10 protein-coding genes and 1 pseudogene are annotated in these 19,542 nt (G+C 34.0%); 8 read left to right on the forward strand and 3 right to left on the reverse strand.

Annotated elements, in window-relative coordinates:
- Positions 1–289 precede the first annotated feature (289 nt).
- The 3 genes and pseudogenes from AACZ41_RS02245 to AACZ41_RS02255 all read left to right on the forward strand — a co-directional run bounded on the left by AACZ41_RS02245 (position 290) and on the right by AACZ41_RS02255 (position 2,515).
- Positions 290–955 carry a prolipoprotein diacylglyceryl transferase family protein gene (locus tag AACZ41_RS02245; RefSeq protein WP_339626070.1) on the forward strand — a complete coding sequence of 222 codons (666 nt, stop codon included), beginning with the start codon at positions 290–292 and terminating at the stop codon, positions 953–955.
- Positions 927–2,321 (forward strand): annotated as a pseudogene (locus AACZ41_RS02250) (radical SAM protein). The gene AACZ41_RS02245 and the pseudogene AACZ41_RS02250 overlap by 29 nt, the downstream one beginning before the upstream one ends.
- Entirely contained in the window at positions 2,318–2,515 is a 198-nt protein-coding gene (locus tag AACZ41_RS02255; RefSeq protein WP_339626072.1) for a hypothetical protein, read from the forward strand. Before AACZ41_RS02250 ends, AACZ41_RS02255 begins: the two are co-directional and overlap by 4 nt.
- Before the next feature lie 7 nt (positions 2,516–2,522).
- Here AACZ41_RS02255 and AACZ41_RS02260 read toward each other — a convergent pair whose 3' ends face one another.
- Both AACZ41_RS02260 and AACZ41_RS02265 read right to left on the reverse strand, forming a co-directional pair.
- Positions 2,523–4,922: an outer membrane beta-barrel family protein gene (locus AACZ41_RS02260; protein ID WP_339626074.1), complete on the reverse strand. Its 2,400-nt coding sequence runs from the start codon at positions 4,920–4,922 to the stop codon at positions 2,523–2,525.
- 111 nt (positions 4,923–5,033) lie between these two features.
- Complete coding sequence (locus tag AACZ41_RS02265; protein ID WP_339626076.1) at positions 5,034–7,439, reverse strand: outer membrane beta-barrel family protein; 2,406 nt, start codon at positions 7,437–7,439, stop codon at positions 5,034–5,036.
- 202 nt (positions 7,440–7,641) lie between these two features.
- On the opposite strand from AACZ41_RS02265, the gene lepA reads away from it, so the two are divergent.
- A complete protein-coding gene (gene lepA, locus AACZ41_RS02270) occupies positions 7,642–9,438 on the forward strand; it encodes a translation elongation factor 4 (RefSeq protein ID WP_339626078.1) in 1,797 nt (598 codons plus the stop codon).
- On the opposite strand, the gene AACZ41_RS02275 is transcribed toward lepA, so the two are convergent.
- Positions 9,435–11,294 (reverse strand): sodium:proton antiporter, encoded by a 1,860-nt coding sequence (locus tag AACZ41_RS02275; RefSeq protein WP_339626080.1) that lies wholly within the window; start codon positions 11,292–11,294, stop codon positions 9,435–9,437. The two genes, lepA and AACZ41_RS02275, sit on opposite strands and share 4 nt — an antisense overlap.
- Before the next feature lie 130 nt (positions 11,295–11,424).
- Here AACZ41_RS02275 and AACZ41_RS02280 point away from each other — a divergent pair, with 130 nt between their 5' ends.
- The 4 genes from AACZ41_RS02280 (at position 11,425) to AACZ41_RS02295 (ending at position 19,517) form a co-directional block, all read left to right on the forward strand.
- Entirely contained in the window at positions 11,425–12,297 is an 873-nt protein-coding gene (locus AACZ41_RS02280; RefSeq protein ID WP_339626082.1) for a universal stress protein, read from the forward strand.
- Between the two features lie 2 nt (positions 12,298–12,299).
- A complete protein-coding gene (locus AACZ41_RS02285; protein WP_339626084.1) occupies positions 12,300–14,522 on the forward strand; it encodes a SulP family inorganic anion transporter in 2,223 nt (740 codons plus the stop codon).
- A gap of 407 nt (positions 14,523–14,929) precedes the next feature.
- Positions 14,930–19,117: a PAS domain S-box protein gene (locus tag AACZ41_RS02290; RefSeq protein ID WP_339626086.1), complete on the forward strand. Its 4,188-nt coding sequence runs from the start codon at positions 14,930–14,932 to the stop codon at positions 19,115–19,117.
- Positions 19,098–19,517 (forward strand): response regulator, encoded by a 420-nt coding sequence (locus AACZ41_RS02295; RefSeq protein ID WP_339626088.1) that lies wholly within the window; start codon positions 19,098–19,100, stop codon positions 19,515–19,517. The genes AACZ41_RS02290 and AACZ41_RS02295 overlap by 20 nt, the downstream gene beginning before the upstream one ends.
- Positions 19,518–19,542: the final 25 nt, after the last annotated feature.

A 19,542-nucleotide genomic window follows, 5' to 3' on the forward strand; every position in this document is an offset into this window, starting at 1 on the left:
CTATTTAATTTTGGGATGCAAAGTTATATAAAAATACGGGAAGAAGCTTATCTGTATTAATGTAAGGGTACGTCCATTAATTTTAAGTTTTTTCATAATATTATTTAGGCCCAAGCACACTCTTTGCTTTAACTTAAATAAGTTTGAACTAGTTATGTAGTTATTACTGTTTTATGACCCAAGTTTTATCATATGTCTCCCTGCCTTTCGAGCCTATTGTTTTTGGCATAAAACTTAATGTTCACCTTATTCTTGAATATTTGGCTTTTTTATAGGGTTTCGATATTATGTGTTCCTCCGTAAGAAAAGCATTGACCCTATATCGTCTACTAACCGACTTTCTATTTTAATAGGTGCAATTTTTGGCGCTTTATTTTTTTCACGTTTAGTGGCTTTTTTTGAAAACCCCGTGGCGCATATACATGAGGATTGGCTTTTTAACCTGAATAATAAAACCATTATGAGCGGACTTTTCGGTGGATTGCTAGGCGTAGAGCTTGCTAAAAAAATCATTAGCGAAAAACAATCATCGGGCGACCTGTTTACCCTTCCCATTATTTTAGGAATTATGATTGGCCGTTTAGGGTGTTTTTTATCTGGGATAAAAGAGTTTACCTACGGAAAAGAAACTTCATTTTTTATGGGGATGGATTTAGGAGATGGACTTACTAGACACCCAATTGCTCTTTATGAAATCGTATTTCTACTCGCCCTTTTCGTACTCATTAAAAGACTTCAAATAAAATCAACCCTGTTTACAAGTGGTGACTTTTTCAAACTTTTCATGGTCAGCTATTTCTCTTTTCGTTTTTGTGTCGAATTTCTAAAACCGAATAGGTTTTATGTACTAGAGTTAAGCAGCATTCAAATATTATGTTTAATCTGTTTGGTCTACTATTATAAATTCATCTTTCAAAGAATAATTAATGTCCGAAAAAAACTATACGTATTATGATTTTACGTTAAGCCTGTGTCCTGAATGTCTGCGTAGAGTCGATGCCAAGATTGTTTTTGAAAATCAGAACGTGTACATGCTTAAAAACTGCAAAGAACACGGGCGCTCAAAAGTGCTAATTACAGACGATATCTAATACTATAAGAACATAAGAAATTATAACTAAGCCTCTGAGTACCCAAAAACCTTTAATACAAAAACACATTATGGCTGTCCCTACGATTGTGGCCTATGCCCCGATCATGAGCAGCATTCTTGTTTGACCGTTATTGAACTAACAGATCGTTGCAACCTTACCTGCCCAACATGCTATGCTGGTTCCTCGCCTACTTTTGGTCGACACAGAACCCTAGAAGAGGTTAAGAAAATGCTCGATGTTATCGTAAAAAATGAAGGAGAGCCCGATGTGGTTCAGCTAAGCGTTGGCGAGCCCACAATACACCCGCAGTTTTTTGAGATATTGGATTACGCCAAAACTTTACCAATTCGGCATTTGATGTTGAATACCAACGGAATAAAAATTGCAAAAGATTTTGATTTCGCAAAGCGATTAGCCGCCTATGCACCAGATTTTGAAATCTACTTACAGTTCGATTCTCTAAATAATCATGTGCTACAGACATTACGAGGGGCAGACCTAGCAGATGTCCGATTAAAGTCAATCGACCACCTCAACCAATTAAACTTGTCTACAACCCTTGTTGTGACCTTGCAAAAAGGATTGAACGACCATGAAATGGGAAGCACTATTGACTTTGCCCTAAAGCAGAAATGTGTTCGTGGGGTTACCTTTCAACCCACACAAATTGCCGGTCGATTGGAGAATTTTGAAGTAGATGAAAACCGTATAACCTTGACCGAAGTACGCCGAAAAATATTAGAGCAATCTCTTGTTTTTCAACCTGACGATTTAATACCCGTACCTTGTAATCCTGATGCTTTGGTAATGGCCTATGCTTTAAAATTGGGAAACGATATTAGTTCTTTAACGCGTTATATTAATCCAGATGATTTATTAAATGAAGGCAAGAACACCATTATTTATGAACAAGACGAGCAGTTGCACGGTAAAATGATCGAACTCTTCAGCACAGGCAATTCTGTTGAAAAAGCATCGGAAAATCTTAAAAGCATCATGTGCTGTTTGCCAGAAATTGATGCTCCAGATTTAGGGTATGATAACTTATTTAGAATCATCATAATGCAATTTATAGATGCACATAATTTCGATGTACGCGCTATTAAAAAATCATGTGTGCATATTGTCAACAAGGATTATAGAATTATCCCCTTTGAAACCATGAACCTTTTTTATAGGGATGACAAAATTGAGCGATTGAAAGAACTACAAAACGAAATGATATGATTTTAAAAGTCGGTAACCTAGATGGTCTCGTTGTTTTGATTTTTCTTATAATGTTCGGTCCTGCCCTATTATTTCTAATAATAGGTGGAATTTTGTTTTCTAAGCAAAAGATAAAAGCGGGTAAGGTTTTTATGATTTTAGCTGGTGTCTATCTGTTGGTAAGTCTTGGTGTTTGTGGCACCATGATGGCCTAAAATAATGCTACAAACGCCTACCCTCTTCGGTATTTTTCCTTTTGTAATTATCCCTTATTTTGGTATTACCGAATTTGTACCTGAACCCTGCAATGAACAATCTATTTTCCCATCTTGAATATGTGCTGTTACTCTGATCAAGATAATTTCTTGTCCCATATATGCCTCCTTTGTTAAACATATCCTCTACTGCCAAAGAAATACTCGCTGATTTGCTCCACAACGTTTTTCTTAAGGATAAGCCCATTTTGCCGAAAGAAGCGTACCTAGTATTTCCACTAATACGTGGTGAAAAATGAATGTAGGTCAAATCTGCATATAACGATTTGTCACTTAAAAAGGTAAAACTGTTGGTGGTTCGGGTGTGTGTGGTCCAAATTGAGTTTTCTACAATAGTATTGGTGTTTAAATCCGTAAAACTATCCTTATCATAATAATGACTGATCAATAAAAACAAATTCCAAAAAGAGGTAATATCTTTCGAAACGCTTGCGTCTACACCATAGTAATTATTCGATTCAAGATTAATGTACTGTGTGCGTATTATATTAGTAGTGTTATCTTGAAACATTTGCTGCGATTGTTCATTAGATTTTTTTCCTGCAAACAACACTAGCTTATAGGCTTTATCATAAACATAATCGAACTGAACATAATCTCTATATGCTGGCTTCAAATTTGGGTTGCCCTCTATTATAGAATTTGCTGATAAATAATATTGAAACGGGTTTATGGTATTATATCTAGGTCTTGTGATTCGTCTATACGACTTTAAATAAAATGCATTCTTATCGATTGTATAAGATAGAGCCATTGTCGGAAACCAATTCATATATGAATTGGTATTTGCTTCTAATTCCGTATTTAATTCGCCCTTGGCATCTGTATATTCTGCTCTAATACCTAAGTTTAATTTCCAATTTTCCCAACTGTTATTTAAACTAATATACCCTGCATAAATTTTCTCGTCGTAATTAAAAATACCTGATTCCGTTGGATCTACACCGTCTCTTATCAGGTCAAAACCAGATTGTAATATGTTCGACTCAGAATTAATATCGGCATACCTTAAACCTGTCTCCATTGTTGAATGTTCACCGAGAGGTTGAGTAAGGTCGGTTTGTGCGCTATATAGATTAATGATTTGATTAGACGTCACATTAAAAGTATCTTCTGTAATAAACTCAGATTCACCTTCTACAAAATTGTTATTCAATTCTTGCTTTATTTTGTAATCATAATACGTGAAATGGGTACTGAAAGAAAGTTCGGCACCCTTTTCGTTTAATTTATGTACCCAATCTAAATAATACGCGGTATTTAAAACATCTTTGTTAGAAATATTAAGGCCCGCTAAACGTGCTGTGGTTGCTCCATCCGTGTCTTCTATTTCAGTTTCAGATGTATAATTATTGATGACATTTGGTAAGTAGCTATTGTTGGAGGTTAGACTTATTGTGTTCTTTTCATCTAATAGAACATCTAGAAATAGGTTTAGGGTGTGGCTTTTTTCTTTAGAAATAGATTTCTGTTCAGCCGTCCAAGTTTCACTTGCCTGTGCATTATTAAAAAAATCAGTGATATCGGTATATCTTATCCAATCTCTATTATGGCTAAAACTATAGTTTGTAGAAAAATCTATCTTCTTTCCTTTAAAGAAATGATCCATACCTAAGGTGTGTTTGGGTAAAACGCCCTGTGTATATCTGTTGAATACAGAACCATTATAGCCAGAGACTAAATTTTTCTTCATTTTAATATTAATCAATAATCCGCCTTCGGCACTGTATTTTGCCGGTGGACTAGTAATCACTTCTATAGATTCAACATTGCCTGCCGAGTTGCCAGAAAGTAAATTCATAATATCTTCTTCTGGCAAATTAATTCGTTTGCCATTGATCATTATATTCACATTCGAGCTACCGTTTACCAATAGTTTATTGTTCATGACCATAACACCCGGTGTTCTCTTTAAAACACTCCAAATATCATTATCAGAAAGGGCGGTGTTTTCAATATTAAACACATGGCGGTCTGCCATATGTTCTAATACTGGTTTTTTTTGTGTAACCACCACCTCATCTAATTGCTGCGCACTATTTAAAACGAGGGATTCAATTTCAATATCTTTAAATAATTGAATTAGCGGGCTTTCAACCGTATTTTCGATATAACTAGCAATAATCTGATATGTACCTTCTTTAATGGCTGAAAACTGATAGAAGCCATTATCTTTGGTTACTGTGCCTTTTATAAAATCGCCTTCTTGGGTCAACAAAAGAACATTTACCAATACCATCGGTTTTTTGTCTTCATCTAAGACAAAACCGCTAATTTCAAATTCTTGAGAATACGCAAGAGAAACTATCAAGCTAAATAGCAATGTTGCAAAGAAATCCCTTGTCATGTAGTTGGTTGGTTGTAGGAATTAAAAATAGGAAAGTTAATCGGAAAAATCTGACGGAACTGTTGAAAATTTAACAAGAAAAATTAAAATATTTTGAAAGTGCGTATTTTATTAATTTTCTAACCGCTCGCGCTCGCTTTTGTCTATATCACGTTGGTTATCCTCTAATCGGAAATTCCCGAAATTATATGTGAATCCAAACTTCACGTATTGTGTTTCCGGTGCAGGTAAATAACGGTTGTCTTGATTTAAATACTTAGAGGAAACATAGGCATTGTATTTCCCTAAAAGATCATTAGCGCTTACACTAACGACGGCCCTGTTCTTCATAAACGACTTTCTTAGCCCTAAAGTTAAATTAGTAGATTGTTCTTGAATATAAGACCCTTGTAAATAGCCCGACATATAAACAAGGCCCAATTCTCCTTTGAATGTGCCATCGTTAGAAAGGGTCACATAATTAGTTAAATCTACATAAGCTCCGTTGAATTTATTATTAAAAGAATAGGCATTGCTCTGTAAGGCAATAAAGGCTTCATCTTCATGAAAAATTGAAATATAACTATACAGGTACCAATTATTAGTGATAGACTTACCATAAGTGAAATCAAGACCAAAGGAAGTACTTGCGAGTACGTTCTGCGTAATGTCCCTTAAAACTAAATTTTCATTGTCTTGAAATGTAAGTGTAGAGATATACCTACCATTATCCCTGTAATAAAAATCAAAAAAGTATTCTTGATTAAGCGTATAGTTCAAATTAAAATTATGACTGAAGCTAGGAGTTAGATTTGGGTTGCCCTCTTCAAAAGTACGTTCATTTATATACGTTCTAAATGGATTCAAATCATCATATCTAGGACGTTTTAATTTTCTAGAATAATCTATAGAAAGACTATGGTGTTCATTAATATTGTGTAGTACATATAGTGATGGGAACAGTTCAAAATAGTTTAGGTTGTTGATGGTAGAGCTATTTTCGGAAATACCTGAACTTTCTGTCTGCTCCCCCCTTAAACCCGTTTTTAAGCTCCATTTTTCCCAATCTTTTGAAAAACTAAAGAACGCCGCATATACATTTTCATCGTAGATATAATCATCAGATAAGTTCGGTATAAATACTGGACCATTATTTCGAAGAATATAGTCTAAGCTACTTTCAGAATTGATAAATGACCCTTTAACTCCTGTTTCAAAAAAAACGCTTCCCAAATGATCATTATAATCTAATTGAGCAGTTTTTATTTCTATTTGTTGATTTGCATTTGTTGAGAAATTAAAATCACGAATAAATGAACCATTGGGCAAGAAATAATTAGAATTCACATCTTGTGATCTATCAAGGTCAAAGTATGTGTAATGGGCATTCATATTCAGGTTTCCACTTTCTTTAAACTTATGTTTATAAGTAAGGTCTCCAGATATATTATTTTTAATTTCATTTAGGTAACTACCCGTGGTAAATAAAGAATCTATAACCCCCAAACCATTTTTAATGGTGGTATTCTGAAAAAACTCGGACGCTCTTTTTGGCTGTAATTGAGCGTTAGAGGTAAGGCTAAGGCTATTTTTGTCATCGAAATCATAATCTATGACAAGGCCTGCGCTATGTGTATTGCTTCGAATTATTTGGTCAAAATCAGTATCCCATATCGAAAAGATGCCTGTATCATTATTATAATTTGTTTTACTCAGTGTATTCTTAAATTCTTTTTTTGGAACATAGTTATAGCTCGCATTCACATTTAGTTTATCGGTCTTGTAAAAATGAGAAGTGCCAAAATTATATTTCGGAAAAACACCTTGGGTATACCCTGCACTTATATTTCCCTTATAACCAAGAGATACATTTTTACTCGTAATGATATTTAATATTGACCCCCCTTCGGCATCATAACTTGCTGGAGGGTTATAGATTACCTCTACCGATTTTATATTTTCCCCTTGATAATTCTCTAAAAGATTTCTAACCTCTTCTGATGACAATTGAACTTTTCGATTATTAACGTAAACAGTAGTAGCACGATTACGCACCTTTAGTTCATCGTTCATCACAATTACACCTGGTGTCTGACTTAGAATATCCCATGAGCTGTTTTGTGAAATCACCGTATTTTCCACATTAAAAACAATACGGTCTACCTTGCGTTCTACTAAAGGTCTGTTGCTAGTTACTGTAACTTCATTAAGTTCCTCTGCCTGCTGTTCTATAATTACAGCACCAATTTTTGTGTCTTTTAAAATTTCTATTGCACGATTATCTGACATCTGCCCCACATAAGATGCCTTTAAAAAATAGAGTCCTTCTGAAATATTGGAAATAGAAAAAATACCATTCTCATCTGCTGAAGTTCCTTTAACCAAAGTAGAATCTGTAACATTCAAAAGAAAAACAGAGGCAAAGGCAACAGGTTCTTGAAATTGATCTTTAACCTCGCCTTTTAATTCATAGGTTTGACTAAACACACAATCCGATATACCTAAGGTAAAGATTAAAATCGCAAATAGTAGTTTCAATAGTAGTTTGGGTTGAATTTCAAATCTAATTAAAAAAACGTTGTAATCCTTTACAAATTATGTAATCCAAAGAAAAGTCAACATCTATAAATTGGCGATTACACTCAAGCTTAGCGCTGTAAATTAGATTATATTTGCAATTGCCTTTTAAAGCCGAGTACTATTCTTGGTTTTAAACTGTACCATTATTACCGTTACCGCTATGAAAAACATTAGAAATTTCTGCATTATTGCGCATATTGACCATGGTAAAAGCACCTTGGCCGACCGACTGCTAGAGTTTACAGGTTCGGTTACCGACCGAGAGAAAAAGGAGCAATTATTAGATAGTATGGATCTTGAAAGAGAGCGTGGTATAACTATAAAAAGTCATGCCATACAGATGGACTACACCTATAAGGGCGAACATTATATTCTAAACCTTATCGACACTCCTGGGCACGTAGATTTTTCATATGAGGTTTCTAGATCTATTGCGGCCTGTGAAGGTGCTTTATTGGTCGTAGATGCGGCACAAAGTATACAAGCACAAACGATTTCTAATCTTTACTTGGCTTTAGAGAATGACCTTGAGATTATACCTGTTTTAAATAAAGTTGATTTACCAAGTGCCAGCCCAGAAGAAGTTACCGATGATATTGTTGATCTATTAGGTTGTAAAGCAGAAGAGGTAATACCTGCAAGTGCAAAAACAGGTATTGGTATTGAAGAAATTTTAAGTGCAATTATTGAGCGAATTCCTGCTCCGAAAGGAAACCCTGATGAATCGTTACAAGCCCTTGTTTTTGACTCTGTTTACAATCCCTTTAGAGGAGTAGAAACATATTTTAGAGTGGTAAACGGTTCTATTAAAAAAGGACAAAAGATAAAATTCGTAGCTACAGACAAAAGCTATTTTGCAGACGAGGTGGGTACGCTTAAACTGGTACAACATCCGAAAAAAGAAATAAAAGCAGGTGATGTAGGATATTTAATTACAGGTATTAAAGATGCACGTGAAGTAAAGGTTGGTGATACGATTACCGATTCTGCTAATCCTACAAAAAACCCTATTGCAGGTTTTGAAGATGTAAAGCCAATGGTATTTGCAGGTATTTACCCTGTAGACACCGAAGATTTTGAAGAATTAAGGTCTTCAATGGAAAAATTACAATTGAACGATGCCTCTTTAGTATTCGCTGCTGAAAGTAGTGCTGCACTAGGTTTTGGATTTCGTTGTGGATTCTTGGGTATGCTTCATATGGAAATCATTCAAGAACGTTTAGAACGTGAGTTTGATATGACCGTGATTACTACGGTACCAAACGTAAGCTACCATGCCTTTACACGAAAAGACCCAAATGTTCCTATGATCGTAAACAATCCTAGTGATTTACCAGACCCATCGACTATAGACCGTGTTGAAGAACCTTATATTAAAGCTACCATAATTACCAAAGCTGATTTTGTTGGTAATGTTATGTCGCTTTGTATTGAAAAAAGAGGGCAGATTACTAATCAAACCTATTTAACCACAGAGCGTGTAGAGCTTAACTTTGATATGCCGCTTGCAGAAATTGTTTTTGACTTCTATGACCGCTTAAAAACAGTATCTAAGGGATATGCTTCTTTCGATTACACACCTATTGGTATGAGAGAATCTAAATTAGTGCGTGTCGATATATTATTAAATGCACAAACCGTAGATGCGCTTTCAGCATTAATACATTTTGACAATGCTACCACTATCGGTAAAAAAATGTGTGAAAAGTTAAAAGAACTTATACCAAGACAACAATTCGACATTCCCATTCAAGCCGCTATAGGTTCTAAGATTATTTCTAGAGAAACTATTAAAGCATTGCGTAAAGATGTAACCGCCAAATGTTATGGTGGTGATATCTCACGTAAAAGGAAGCTTTTGGAAAAACAGAAGAAAGGTAAAAAGCGTATGCGTCAAGTTGGTAATGTAGAAATACCACAAGAGGCATTTATGGCAGTACTTAAACTGAACGATTAAGTAGTTTCTTTAACGACTTCTTTTTCTTGATTTTCAGACGGGAATATTTTACCCAAATAGACTAATTTGTAGCCTTCCTTAATATCTGTAAAATCTTTGCTGAAGGCTGTGATTATTTCTATATCCCCATCAGGATCTTTAAGAAATAAAGGTACAATATCAGCGTCCGCTTTGGTGATTTCTATCAAGCCTTCGTAATGTTCCGTATCATGAAGTTCAATTTCATGTATTGCCGGATACTTTCTAGATGCTTCGGTAAGTTTTATAAAATCATCTGTATGGGAAAACAATCCTTCTTTTGGATTGTTTTCTGGGTCTCCCATTTCATCTGCATCGACTAACCTAAAAGAACCGTTTTCACCGAATATATCTTGAAACTTGTTGATAGCGTATTTATTGATATCAGAGTTACCGGTCAATGCCATCATATACCCAATATCGTTAAGCTCTATATTATCTGTTAAACTATCAGAATAAATGTTGGCAGATATAGCTTCCAATCCTAATTTATTGGCCTTGTCAATGTTTGATTGATTATTATCTATCAATACCACATGCCTATCGTTCTGATGTAAATAGGTACCTATTAACCTTGATGCTTTTGATGCACCCAAAATCAATATACCTTCTGATTTTTTAAGAAAGACCCCTATTAATTTTGCAAACAATCGGGCAGTTGTAGCATTCAACAAAACGGTTCCTAAAACAATCATAAATACCAATGGCGTAATATATTCAGCACCTGGCTCTCCTTTAGATAATAGTTTAGACCCAAAAAGTGAAGCGATACCCGCTGCAACAATACCTCTAGGGCCTACCCAGCTAATAAATAGTTTTTCGTTAAGTTTTAAATTGGAGCCAATAGAACTAAGAAAAACACCAAGTGGCCTAATTAACAATACAATAGATAAAAATAATACTATCGTTTTCCAGGTATATATTAATTCTAGATCTGCAATATTGATATTGGCCGCTAGCAAAATGAATAAAATGGAAATTAAAAGAATACTCAATGATTCCTTGAAATAGAGTAGCTCTTTAATATTAGGCAAATTAGTGTTTCCCATAACCATACCCATGACCACAACAGCCAATAAGCCCGATTCATGAGCAAAAACATCTGACATTACAAAAACGCCCAACACGACAGAAAGTGTAACAACATTCAGTAAATAGTGTGGTATAAAATTCTTCTTAATCAAAAAAGTAAGCGCATGGGCAAATGTAAAGCCAAAGGTAAAACCGAATAATAAGATTTTACCGAACTCCACTAAAGCGGTCATTGTATATGCCTGACCCTCGCCTACACTAATAAATTCATATACCAATACGGCTGCCAATGCACCGATAGGGTCGATAAGAATACCTTCCCATTTCAAAATTGCGGATATATCTTTTTTAAGCGGAATGTTTCTTAATATAGGAGTAATAACCGTTGGGCCTGTTACAATAATTAAAGCAGAGAATAAAAAACATAACTGCCATGAAAGGCCAAATAGAAAATATGCCGCTAAAGCCGCCCCAAAAAAAGTAGTAACGCTCCCTAAAGTGATTAATTTAGTAATCACTGGGCCAATGCTTTTTATCTCAGAACGCTTAAGGGTAAGTCCGCCTTCAAAAAGTATAATACTTATTGCAAGAGAAACAAAATAATATAAACCCTCACCGGGGAAAAGTCCTTCATCCCCATTCCAGATCGGTTCTATTAATTTAGATCCATCGGCAGTATATAGCGTAGATATTGGCCCGACCAATAAGCCGATAAGAATTAAAGGTAAAATAGCGGGTAATTTTAAACGCCAAGCTACCCATTGAGCAAGTATCCCCAATATAATGATTCCTGCAAGCTCTAACATATTATTTATTTTGGATAAAAATAACAATTATAGCGTACTAATTACCATAAAAACTATACCTAAACAGAGCATTTTTAATCACCCGTATTATGTAGGCAGTTTTCCTTCTTATAATTAAGCCTTATCTTGGATGGCACAACCAATTAATCAAAACCTTATCAAGTTATATTCATCAATTTTATTCGGCTTTGCCTTTTCACCTTCTCTTAAGGTGAATATTTTAGAATCTACGCGCATTGCCCATTTCCTGAAATGCAAATTAATTTTATTACATGTAGGCAAATACACTCCTGAAAAATCAAGTCAAATCAATACCATTGTTTCACAAACGGAACGTTCAAACCTTTCTATTGACATACTTTGGAAAGAAGGAAATCCTGAGTCCGTCATAACAAAAGCTTGTTTGGATTTGAATATTGACTTGTTAATTCTGGGTGCACTGCAGCACGAGAATAGATTTCAATTTTATGTGGGATCGATTGCTAGAAAGCTAACGCGCAAAGTAAACTGTTCAGTGTTATTATTAATAAAACCATCAGAAACACGAGTACCTTGTAAGCATGTTGTGGTCAATGGGCTAGATGCTCCAGACACCCCAATGGCCATTGAACATGCTTTTTATTTTTCTAGTTTACTTGGCGCACAACAAATTACCATAGTTGAAGAAATTTTACCAAAGGAGATACATGTTACTGTTGAAGATGACCGTTCATTAAAAAAGGCGAATATTATTAAACAACGATTAAGGCATAGAGAAGAATCTAGGGTAAAAAATATTGTTTCCAACTTACCTAAAAATATCACTCAAAATATAAATGTTAAAACGCAAAGTATATTTGGAAAAAGAGGGTATTCAATTGGGCATTATGCCGAAATAGCCAGAGCTGATCTTTTAGTAATGAATGCCCCTATTAAAACTAGTATTTGGGACCGAATTTTTCCACATGACATAGAATACATTTTATCTGATTTACCAACCGATTTATTAATTGTTAGAAAATAGATTTGACAGCCAAAAAAAAGAAAACCTCAACATTCATTGGTTCACTTCCCAAGAATTTATTCTCTGGTTTTGTGGTGTCTCTTATTGCACTACCCTTAGGTCTTGGGTTAGCCTTGGCAAGTGAGGCGCCTCCAATTTCCGGTATTATTGCCGCTGTCGTTGGTGGAATTGTAGTTTCTCTTTTAGGGGGTTCTAATGTAACTATTACCGGACCTGGAAATGGTTTAGTAATCGTTCTATTAGGCGCTATAACAACTTTAGGGGGTGGTGACTTATATGAGGGATATTTATTTACGCTTGCAGCAATTGTTTTTTCTGGTATTCTCATGCTTATTCTTGGGTTTCTAAAGATGGGTAGGTTGGCAGATTTCTTCCCCGCATCTGCTATTGAAGGCATGTTAGCTGCTATAGGACTGGGTATTCTCGCTAAACAATTTCATATTATGATTGGTCATAATAATGAACATGGCAGTATAGTTCATTTGCTTGTACAGATACCTGAAGGCATACTAAGCTTATATGAAAATTACCATATAGAGGAACTAATTGCAGCAATTATTGGTTTAGTTGCACTAGTTATCATGGCAAATTATTCTAAAATAAGGAATAAGTACTTACACCTGATTCCTGCGCCCATGTGGATTTTAATTTTATCGGTAAGCTTAAGTTATATTTTTGTTTCGCTAAACCTTCCATATCCCTTAAAAGATAAATTTTTAGTAAATATCCCCGATAATGTTCTCTCCAATTTAGCCTTTCCCAATTTTTCAAAAGCGTTGGAGCTAGATTTTATAATGACTGTTTTAGCGATTACTCTAATCGCAAGTATAGAATCATTGTTAAGCATTAAAGCCGTAGATAAACTTGATCCACATCGGAGAAGATCTAATGTAAATAAAGACCTAAAAGCCCTTGGTTTAGCTACTAGCCTAAGTGGTTTAGTGGGTGGGTTAAATGTGGTGACCGTTATTGCAAGAAGTTCTGTTAACGTGAACAATAGTGCGACCAATAAATCTGCTAATTTTTTCCATGCCCTTTTTCTTATCATATTCGTGCTTCTTTTTCAAGATCAATTGAGACGAATACCTTTAGCGGCTTTAGCGGCAATTCTTGTATATACAGGTTATAAGCTCGCAACACCAAAAAATTTTTCGAAGATTGCACAAATAGGAAAGGAACAGATACTGATTTTTTTAGCAACCCTATTAACAACCTTATTTACCAATCTTATTACTGGTATAGCCATGGGTATCTTAGTGACCTTTTTAATTCACGTAGTATTGAATAAGAGTATCTCATTGTTCGTAAATCATTTGGTCAAGCCTAACATTTTAATGTTTAAAGAGAAAGATGCGGGTAATTATTACATCAGTGTCAAGTACTTTGTTAGTTTTCTAAACTTTTATAGGCTCAAGAATAAGTTAGATATTATTCCCGAAAATGAAAATGTAATTCTTGATTTTTCATTATGTAGTTTTGTAGACCACACCGTAATGGAGGGTTTAGAAAACTATGTTGATACCTTTTCAAAGAAAGATGGAAGTATTGAAATTATTGGGCTCGACAAACATGGTGCAGATTCAAAACATCCATTTGCTATTCGAAAGTTATTGCCTTTGACCAAACTTGGTCCAATTGAAAAGTATTTTACAAAAAGACAAGGTCTTTTAAAGTCTATGGCAAAAGAGTATAAATGGTCTTATGCTCCCAATAGATCAAAGAAAACCAAATTTCTAAATAAGTTCATATTTTTTAGAACTCGAAAAGTGCCTTTTTTTTACAACAGCTTATATAATGAAACGAAAACATTTCATCTATTTGATATCGAGTTTAGTGAAGGGGAATTCATTGCGCGAGAAGTTGTAAAGACAACAATATTGCATATTAAAGTAATGCGACCCATACCTGTATTTACTTTGGATAAAGAAGGCCTTTTAGATTTTATCTATAGTACGGCAGGCTTTAAAGACATTCAATTAGAAAACCATCCAGATTTTAACAAGCGCTTTTTCTTAAGTGGTGAAGATCAAGATGAAATACAAAATTTGTTTACTGACGAATTGATCCTGTTTTTAGAAAGTAATCCGTATTATCACATTGAAACCAATGGAGATTCTATTTTGATCATGAAAAAAGAAAGATTGTTAAGTGTTAAGGAAATTAAAGCCATGCTCTATTTTGGCAAACAATTAAACCTATTGCTAACACAAAGCATCACTGTTTAATTTTCTCATCAAAATATTTTCTAGGTTAATACTAATCAAAAAAAGGTGTTTAAAATAACGAATTGTTTTGCAATAGCAATTAATTAAGAATCACAACAACAAATACATAATTAACCTATTTTTTCATACATAACTTACTAGTACACAATAATCAAGTATATTTCTTACACGCGAACTTAATCTTACAAAAGTTGAAGGAAATGCCCAATTTTACAAATGTCTTTTCTAACTTTGCCTAAAGTTTTCAAAATTCTGAATAGTTGCGATTTATAATCAACACTGAATATTAAAATTTTAGTTTTTGATAATATACACTATATCGTTTATCACACTATCAAAACTTAAATTATACTAAAGAATACCTTTTAATTTTAACTTGTAACCTTTCTTATTTAGAAAAATTTTATATGCCAGAAGTTAAAAATCATTTTGCTTTTAAAAAACCATTGTTATATGGTTTTTTGGCATTTCTATTAGTTTTGATAATAACGCAAACCATCACTAATCAAAGATTTAAAATACAAAATCAAAATGAGCAAAATAAGGTCAATGAAAGGGCATTAGAATTAGAAGAGGATTTACAACGCATTCTAGGACAAAGTTCGACAGCAACCCAAACATTGGCTTTCATTGTTGAAAATTATGGTATACCTGACAACTTTGACAGTATTGCACATTTACTTATAAATAGCAACAAAAAAATTGATGCTTTAGAACTCGTTAACAAAGAAGGGGTTATTACCCATGTTTACCCATTGGAAAGCAATGAAGTTCTAGGGTTAAATATATTTAAGGATTCTATTGCTAAGGACGGGGCAATTACCACATTGGAAAGAAAAGATTATTTCACAACAGGACCCATTTATCTTAATCAGGGCGGTTCGGGTTTTGTTGGCAGAAGACCCCTCTTCAATGAAGGTGGTTTCAATGGTTTTGTGGCCGCAGTTATAAGGTTATCTACCATAATTAGTGCTGTAGAGATAGATTCGTTAGAGACCCCTCCATTTTACTATCAATTAGCCAAAGTTAACCCCAATAAAACAGAGGAAGTTTTTTATTCATCTAAAGATATATCGAAAGGTGAAGCTATAAATGTACCTCTTACCACCAGCCAAGGTGAATGGAAGCTTTATGTAATTTCAAACCAACCTACTTCTTACTCAACAATTATTATCTTTTCTATTTTAGGGTTTTTACTTTCACTAGTTTGTGGAATACTCGTTTGGTTTCTAGTTCGCCAACCTTTTAGGTTAAATCAATTGGTATTACAAAAGACCAAGTTGTTAAATGAAAGCAATAACAAATTAAAAACACTTATAGAACAAGCATCAGATGGCATATTCCTAACAAGTCCTACTGGTGTCATTTCAGATGTAAACATTTCAGGAGCAAAAATGTTGGGTTATACTATAAGTGAATTAATAGGTTTAAGCTTAAAAGACATTTATGATGCTGAAGAGCTAAAGCATAACCCTATTAAGTTTAAAGAATTGAAAGCAGGAAATACTATTCTACATGAAAGGATAATGATCAGAAAGGACAATTCTTCTTTTTATGGGGAAATTAATGCAAAAATGACTCCAAATGGGGATTTATTAGGCATTCTAAGAGACATTACCGAAAGAAAAGAACTAGAGCTAATCGCTGCAGATAATCTTCGAAAATTTAGTAAAGCTTTTAATAGTGGTTTTGTTGGCATGGTTATTAAAGATGATAATAAACGCTTTCTTGATGCCAATAGCTATTTTCTCAACTTAATAGGGTATACGCTTGAAGAAGTAAAAGGTAAAACCATTCCAGAATTAGGCTTGTTAGATATGGAAGAGGCCTTAAAAAAGAACCCCGCAATTAGCGCATTTGGATCTTCAGAAAGGGTCGGTAAAATAGAAGTGGAGTTTAAAACCAAGAAAGGTGAAATATTACATTTAATAACCTCAATGGAGCACTATGAATATCAAAATAAAAAATACAGCTTAAGCACCTATATAAATCAAACAGATAGAAAAAAAGCCGATTTCGAAATTCGACAAAGCGAAATTAAATATCGCGAATTGACCGAACGTATATCCGATGCGTTCATTGCCATTGACCGGCATTGGAATTATACTTATATAAATGCGCGGGCTGCAAAAATATTAAACATTGATCCAAAAATATTGATTGGCAAAAATGTCTGGGAAGAATATCCGGATTTCGCTAAAACGGAGGCTTATTCATTTTTTCATGATGCCATGAAAAATCAAACTTACATTAAATTTGAGCAATATCACAAACAGTTTGATGCTTGGATAGAAAACAAACTATACCCCTCTCCAGAAGGCATCACTATATATTTTAGGGATGTTACCAAAAAGAAAAAAGTAGATCAAGAAAACCAAAAATTAATAGCCGTTATAGAAAATAGTCCTGGATTTATTGGCTTGGCATCGCTAAAAGGCGAGTCAATTTACCTAAATGACGCAGGTAAAAATTTGGTGGATTTTCCTATTGAAAAAAGTATTGCCGACACTTCGATTTTTGATTTTTTTCCAAAAGAATATCATAGTATAATTTCAAACGAGTATTTAACAGGAATTAAAGAAAATGGTGTTTGGAGCGGAGAAGTCCCTCTTCAAAATTTTAGTACTAAAAAAATAGTACCCGCAGAATTTTCAAGTTTTTTAATTCGTGATAAAATCACCAAAAACCCAATAGGTATTGGGTGTATTGCTTTTGATTTAACAGAACGTAAAAAAGTTCAGAAGGAAATCTATGACCTACAAACAAAAATGGATGCTGCCATACGAATTGGCAAAATTGGGTATTGGGACTGGAATTTAAAAACGGAAATCATTGAATGGTCTGATAGAATGTATGAAATATATGATGTTGAGCCAGGCACTATAATTGATGTTTCGTTAACAAAAAAATTGGTTCACCCAGATGATTGGCAAAATCACAACGCACTTATACAACTTAAAAGTACCACCAAAGACAACGGTTCTTTTTACTATAGAATAATACATAAGAACAAATCTGTAAAGTATGTTCTGGTACAGATGGAGGTGATTGAAGATACTGTGGGCTTGCCAATTCGCTATAGAGGTACGACTGTTGATATTACCGAACAAAAAGAAGCTGAAAATGAAATTATTGATTTGAAGTCAAAAATGGACGCAGCTATAAGAATTGGAAAGATTGGGTATTGGAGCTGGCACTTAGATAGTAATCTAGTAGAATGGTCTAATGAGATGTACGAAATATATGGCGTTAGTGACAAGGCTAGCATAACTCTAGAAAAAGTAATCGAATTTATTCACCCAGACGATTCAAATGTATTGGCTGAGTTTTTGAATAGAAAACCAGAGGATGACCATACAATACCTGCCGTTTATAAAATATGCCTTAAAGACAACACTGTTAAACATATTCTTAGCTTTTCTGAGAATGTTTATAACAATGAAGGTAAGCCCATACAACTGCATGGTACCGCTATAGATATTACGAAGAATATTCTAGCGGAAGAAGCCCTGCGTGAAACCAAAGAAAAATTTGCCAAGGCCTTTGAGACCAATTTAATGGGCATGATTATGCTAGATGACCAAAAAAGGGTGATTGAGGCCAATAAAACAGTCTTCAGTATTTTAGGCACTGCACGAGAAGCTTTAATAGGTAAAACTGTTTTCGATTCTGGGGTAATTTCAATAGAAGAAAACGAGCGTCTTAAACTATGGGAACAGTTTTTAGAAAACGGAAAAGTAATAAATCAAGAGCTTGCTATACAGTTAAGAAACGGTCAGGCCAAATCTCTTTTGATATCAATTGAATCTTTGCATTTTAACAATAAAGAAAGCTACTTGGTCAACTTAATTGATGACACCAAAAGAAAAGAGGCCGAAAAAGCATTGAAGTCTCAATATATAGAACTTAAAAAGACAAATTCTGAACTTGATAGTTTTGTGTATAGCGCTTCTCATGAGCTAAGAGCTCCTTTAGCCTCGGTACTAGGGCTTATTCAATTAACCTTAATGGAAGAACGAGAGCCGCAATTAGCTCTTCATTTAAATATGATGGAAAAATCTATTGAAAGACTAGATGATTTTATCAAAGACATCATAGAATATTCGCGAAATAAACATGTTGATGTTAAATTAGAAACAATAAATTTTACTAACTTATTAGAAAATTCATTGGAAAGCCTATGGTATTTAGAGAACACGAATAAGATTAACATAGAAATTAACATTAATGATAAAGTAGGTTTTGTTTCCGATAGCAAGAGAATTTCTATTGTTTTAAATAATTTTATCTCGAACGCTATTAAATATCATGATTTAGAGAAGAAGGCACCTTCCATTTGGATTGGTATAAACACCACAAAAAAGGAAGCAATTATCACTATTAAAGACAATGGTTTAGGGATAGAAGAAAAAGAAATCGATAAAATTTTTAATATGTTTTATAGAGTGTCTTCCAGAATTATGGGGTCTGGTATAGGATTGTTCATCGTAAAAGAAGTGTTGACAAAACTAAATGGCACTATGGTAGTAAAATCAAAATTGGGAGAAGGATCAATGTTTACTATAAAAATACCAAATGAATCAGGTAGAAAATAATATGACCAAGGATATAAATATACTTTTGATTGACGATTCGGATGTGGACAATTTCATTAATAAAGCCATAATTTCGAAAGAGGAAAACATTTCACAAATTACTGTCAAGACCTCTGGCTTTGATGCTTTAGTCTATCTAAACGCCATTGTTGAAAATGAAGAAACATTCCCCGATGTAATTTTCTTAGACATTAAAATGCCGAGAATGAACGGGTTTGAATTCTTAGACGAATACCTGAAACTACCAGAAGACTTAAAAAACCATTGTAAAATTTACCTATTAAGCTCGTCATTAGATTCTTTAGATGCTGAAAAAGGGGAAAAATATTATGTAGTTAAAAAACAACTTACCAAGCCATTGGCACACCATCAAATTAGTGAATTACTGTTAGAAGATTGATTAAACCCTTTTATAATTCCAAACT

The sequence above is a fragment of the uncultured Maribacter sp. genome (assembly GCF_963974015.1).
Classification (GTDB): Bacteria; Bacteroidota; Bacteroidia; order Flavobacteriales; family Flavobacteriaceae; genus Maribacter.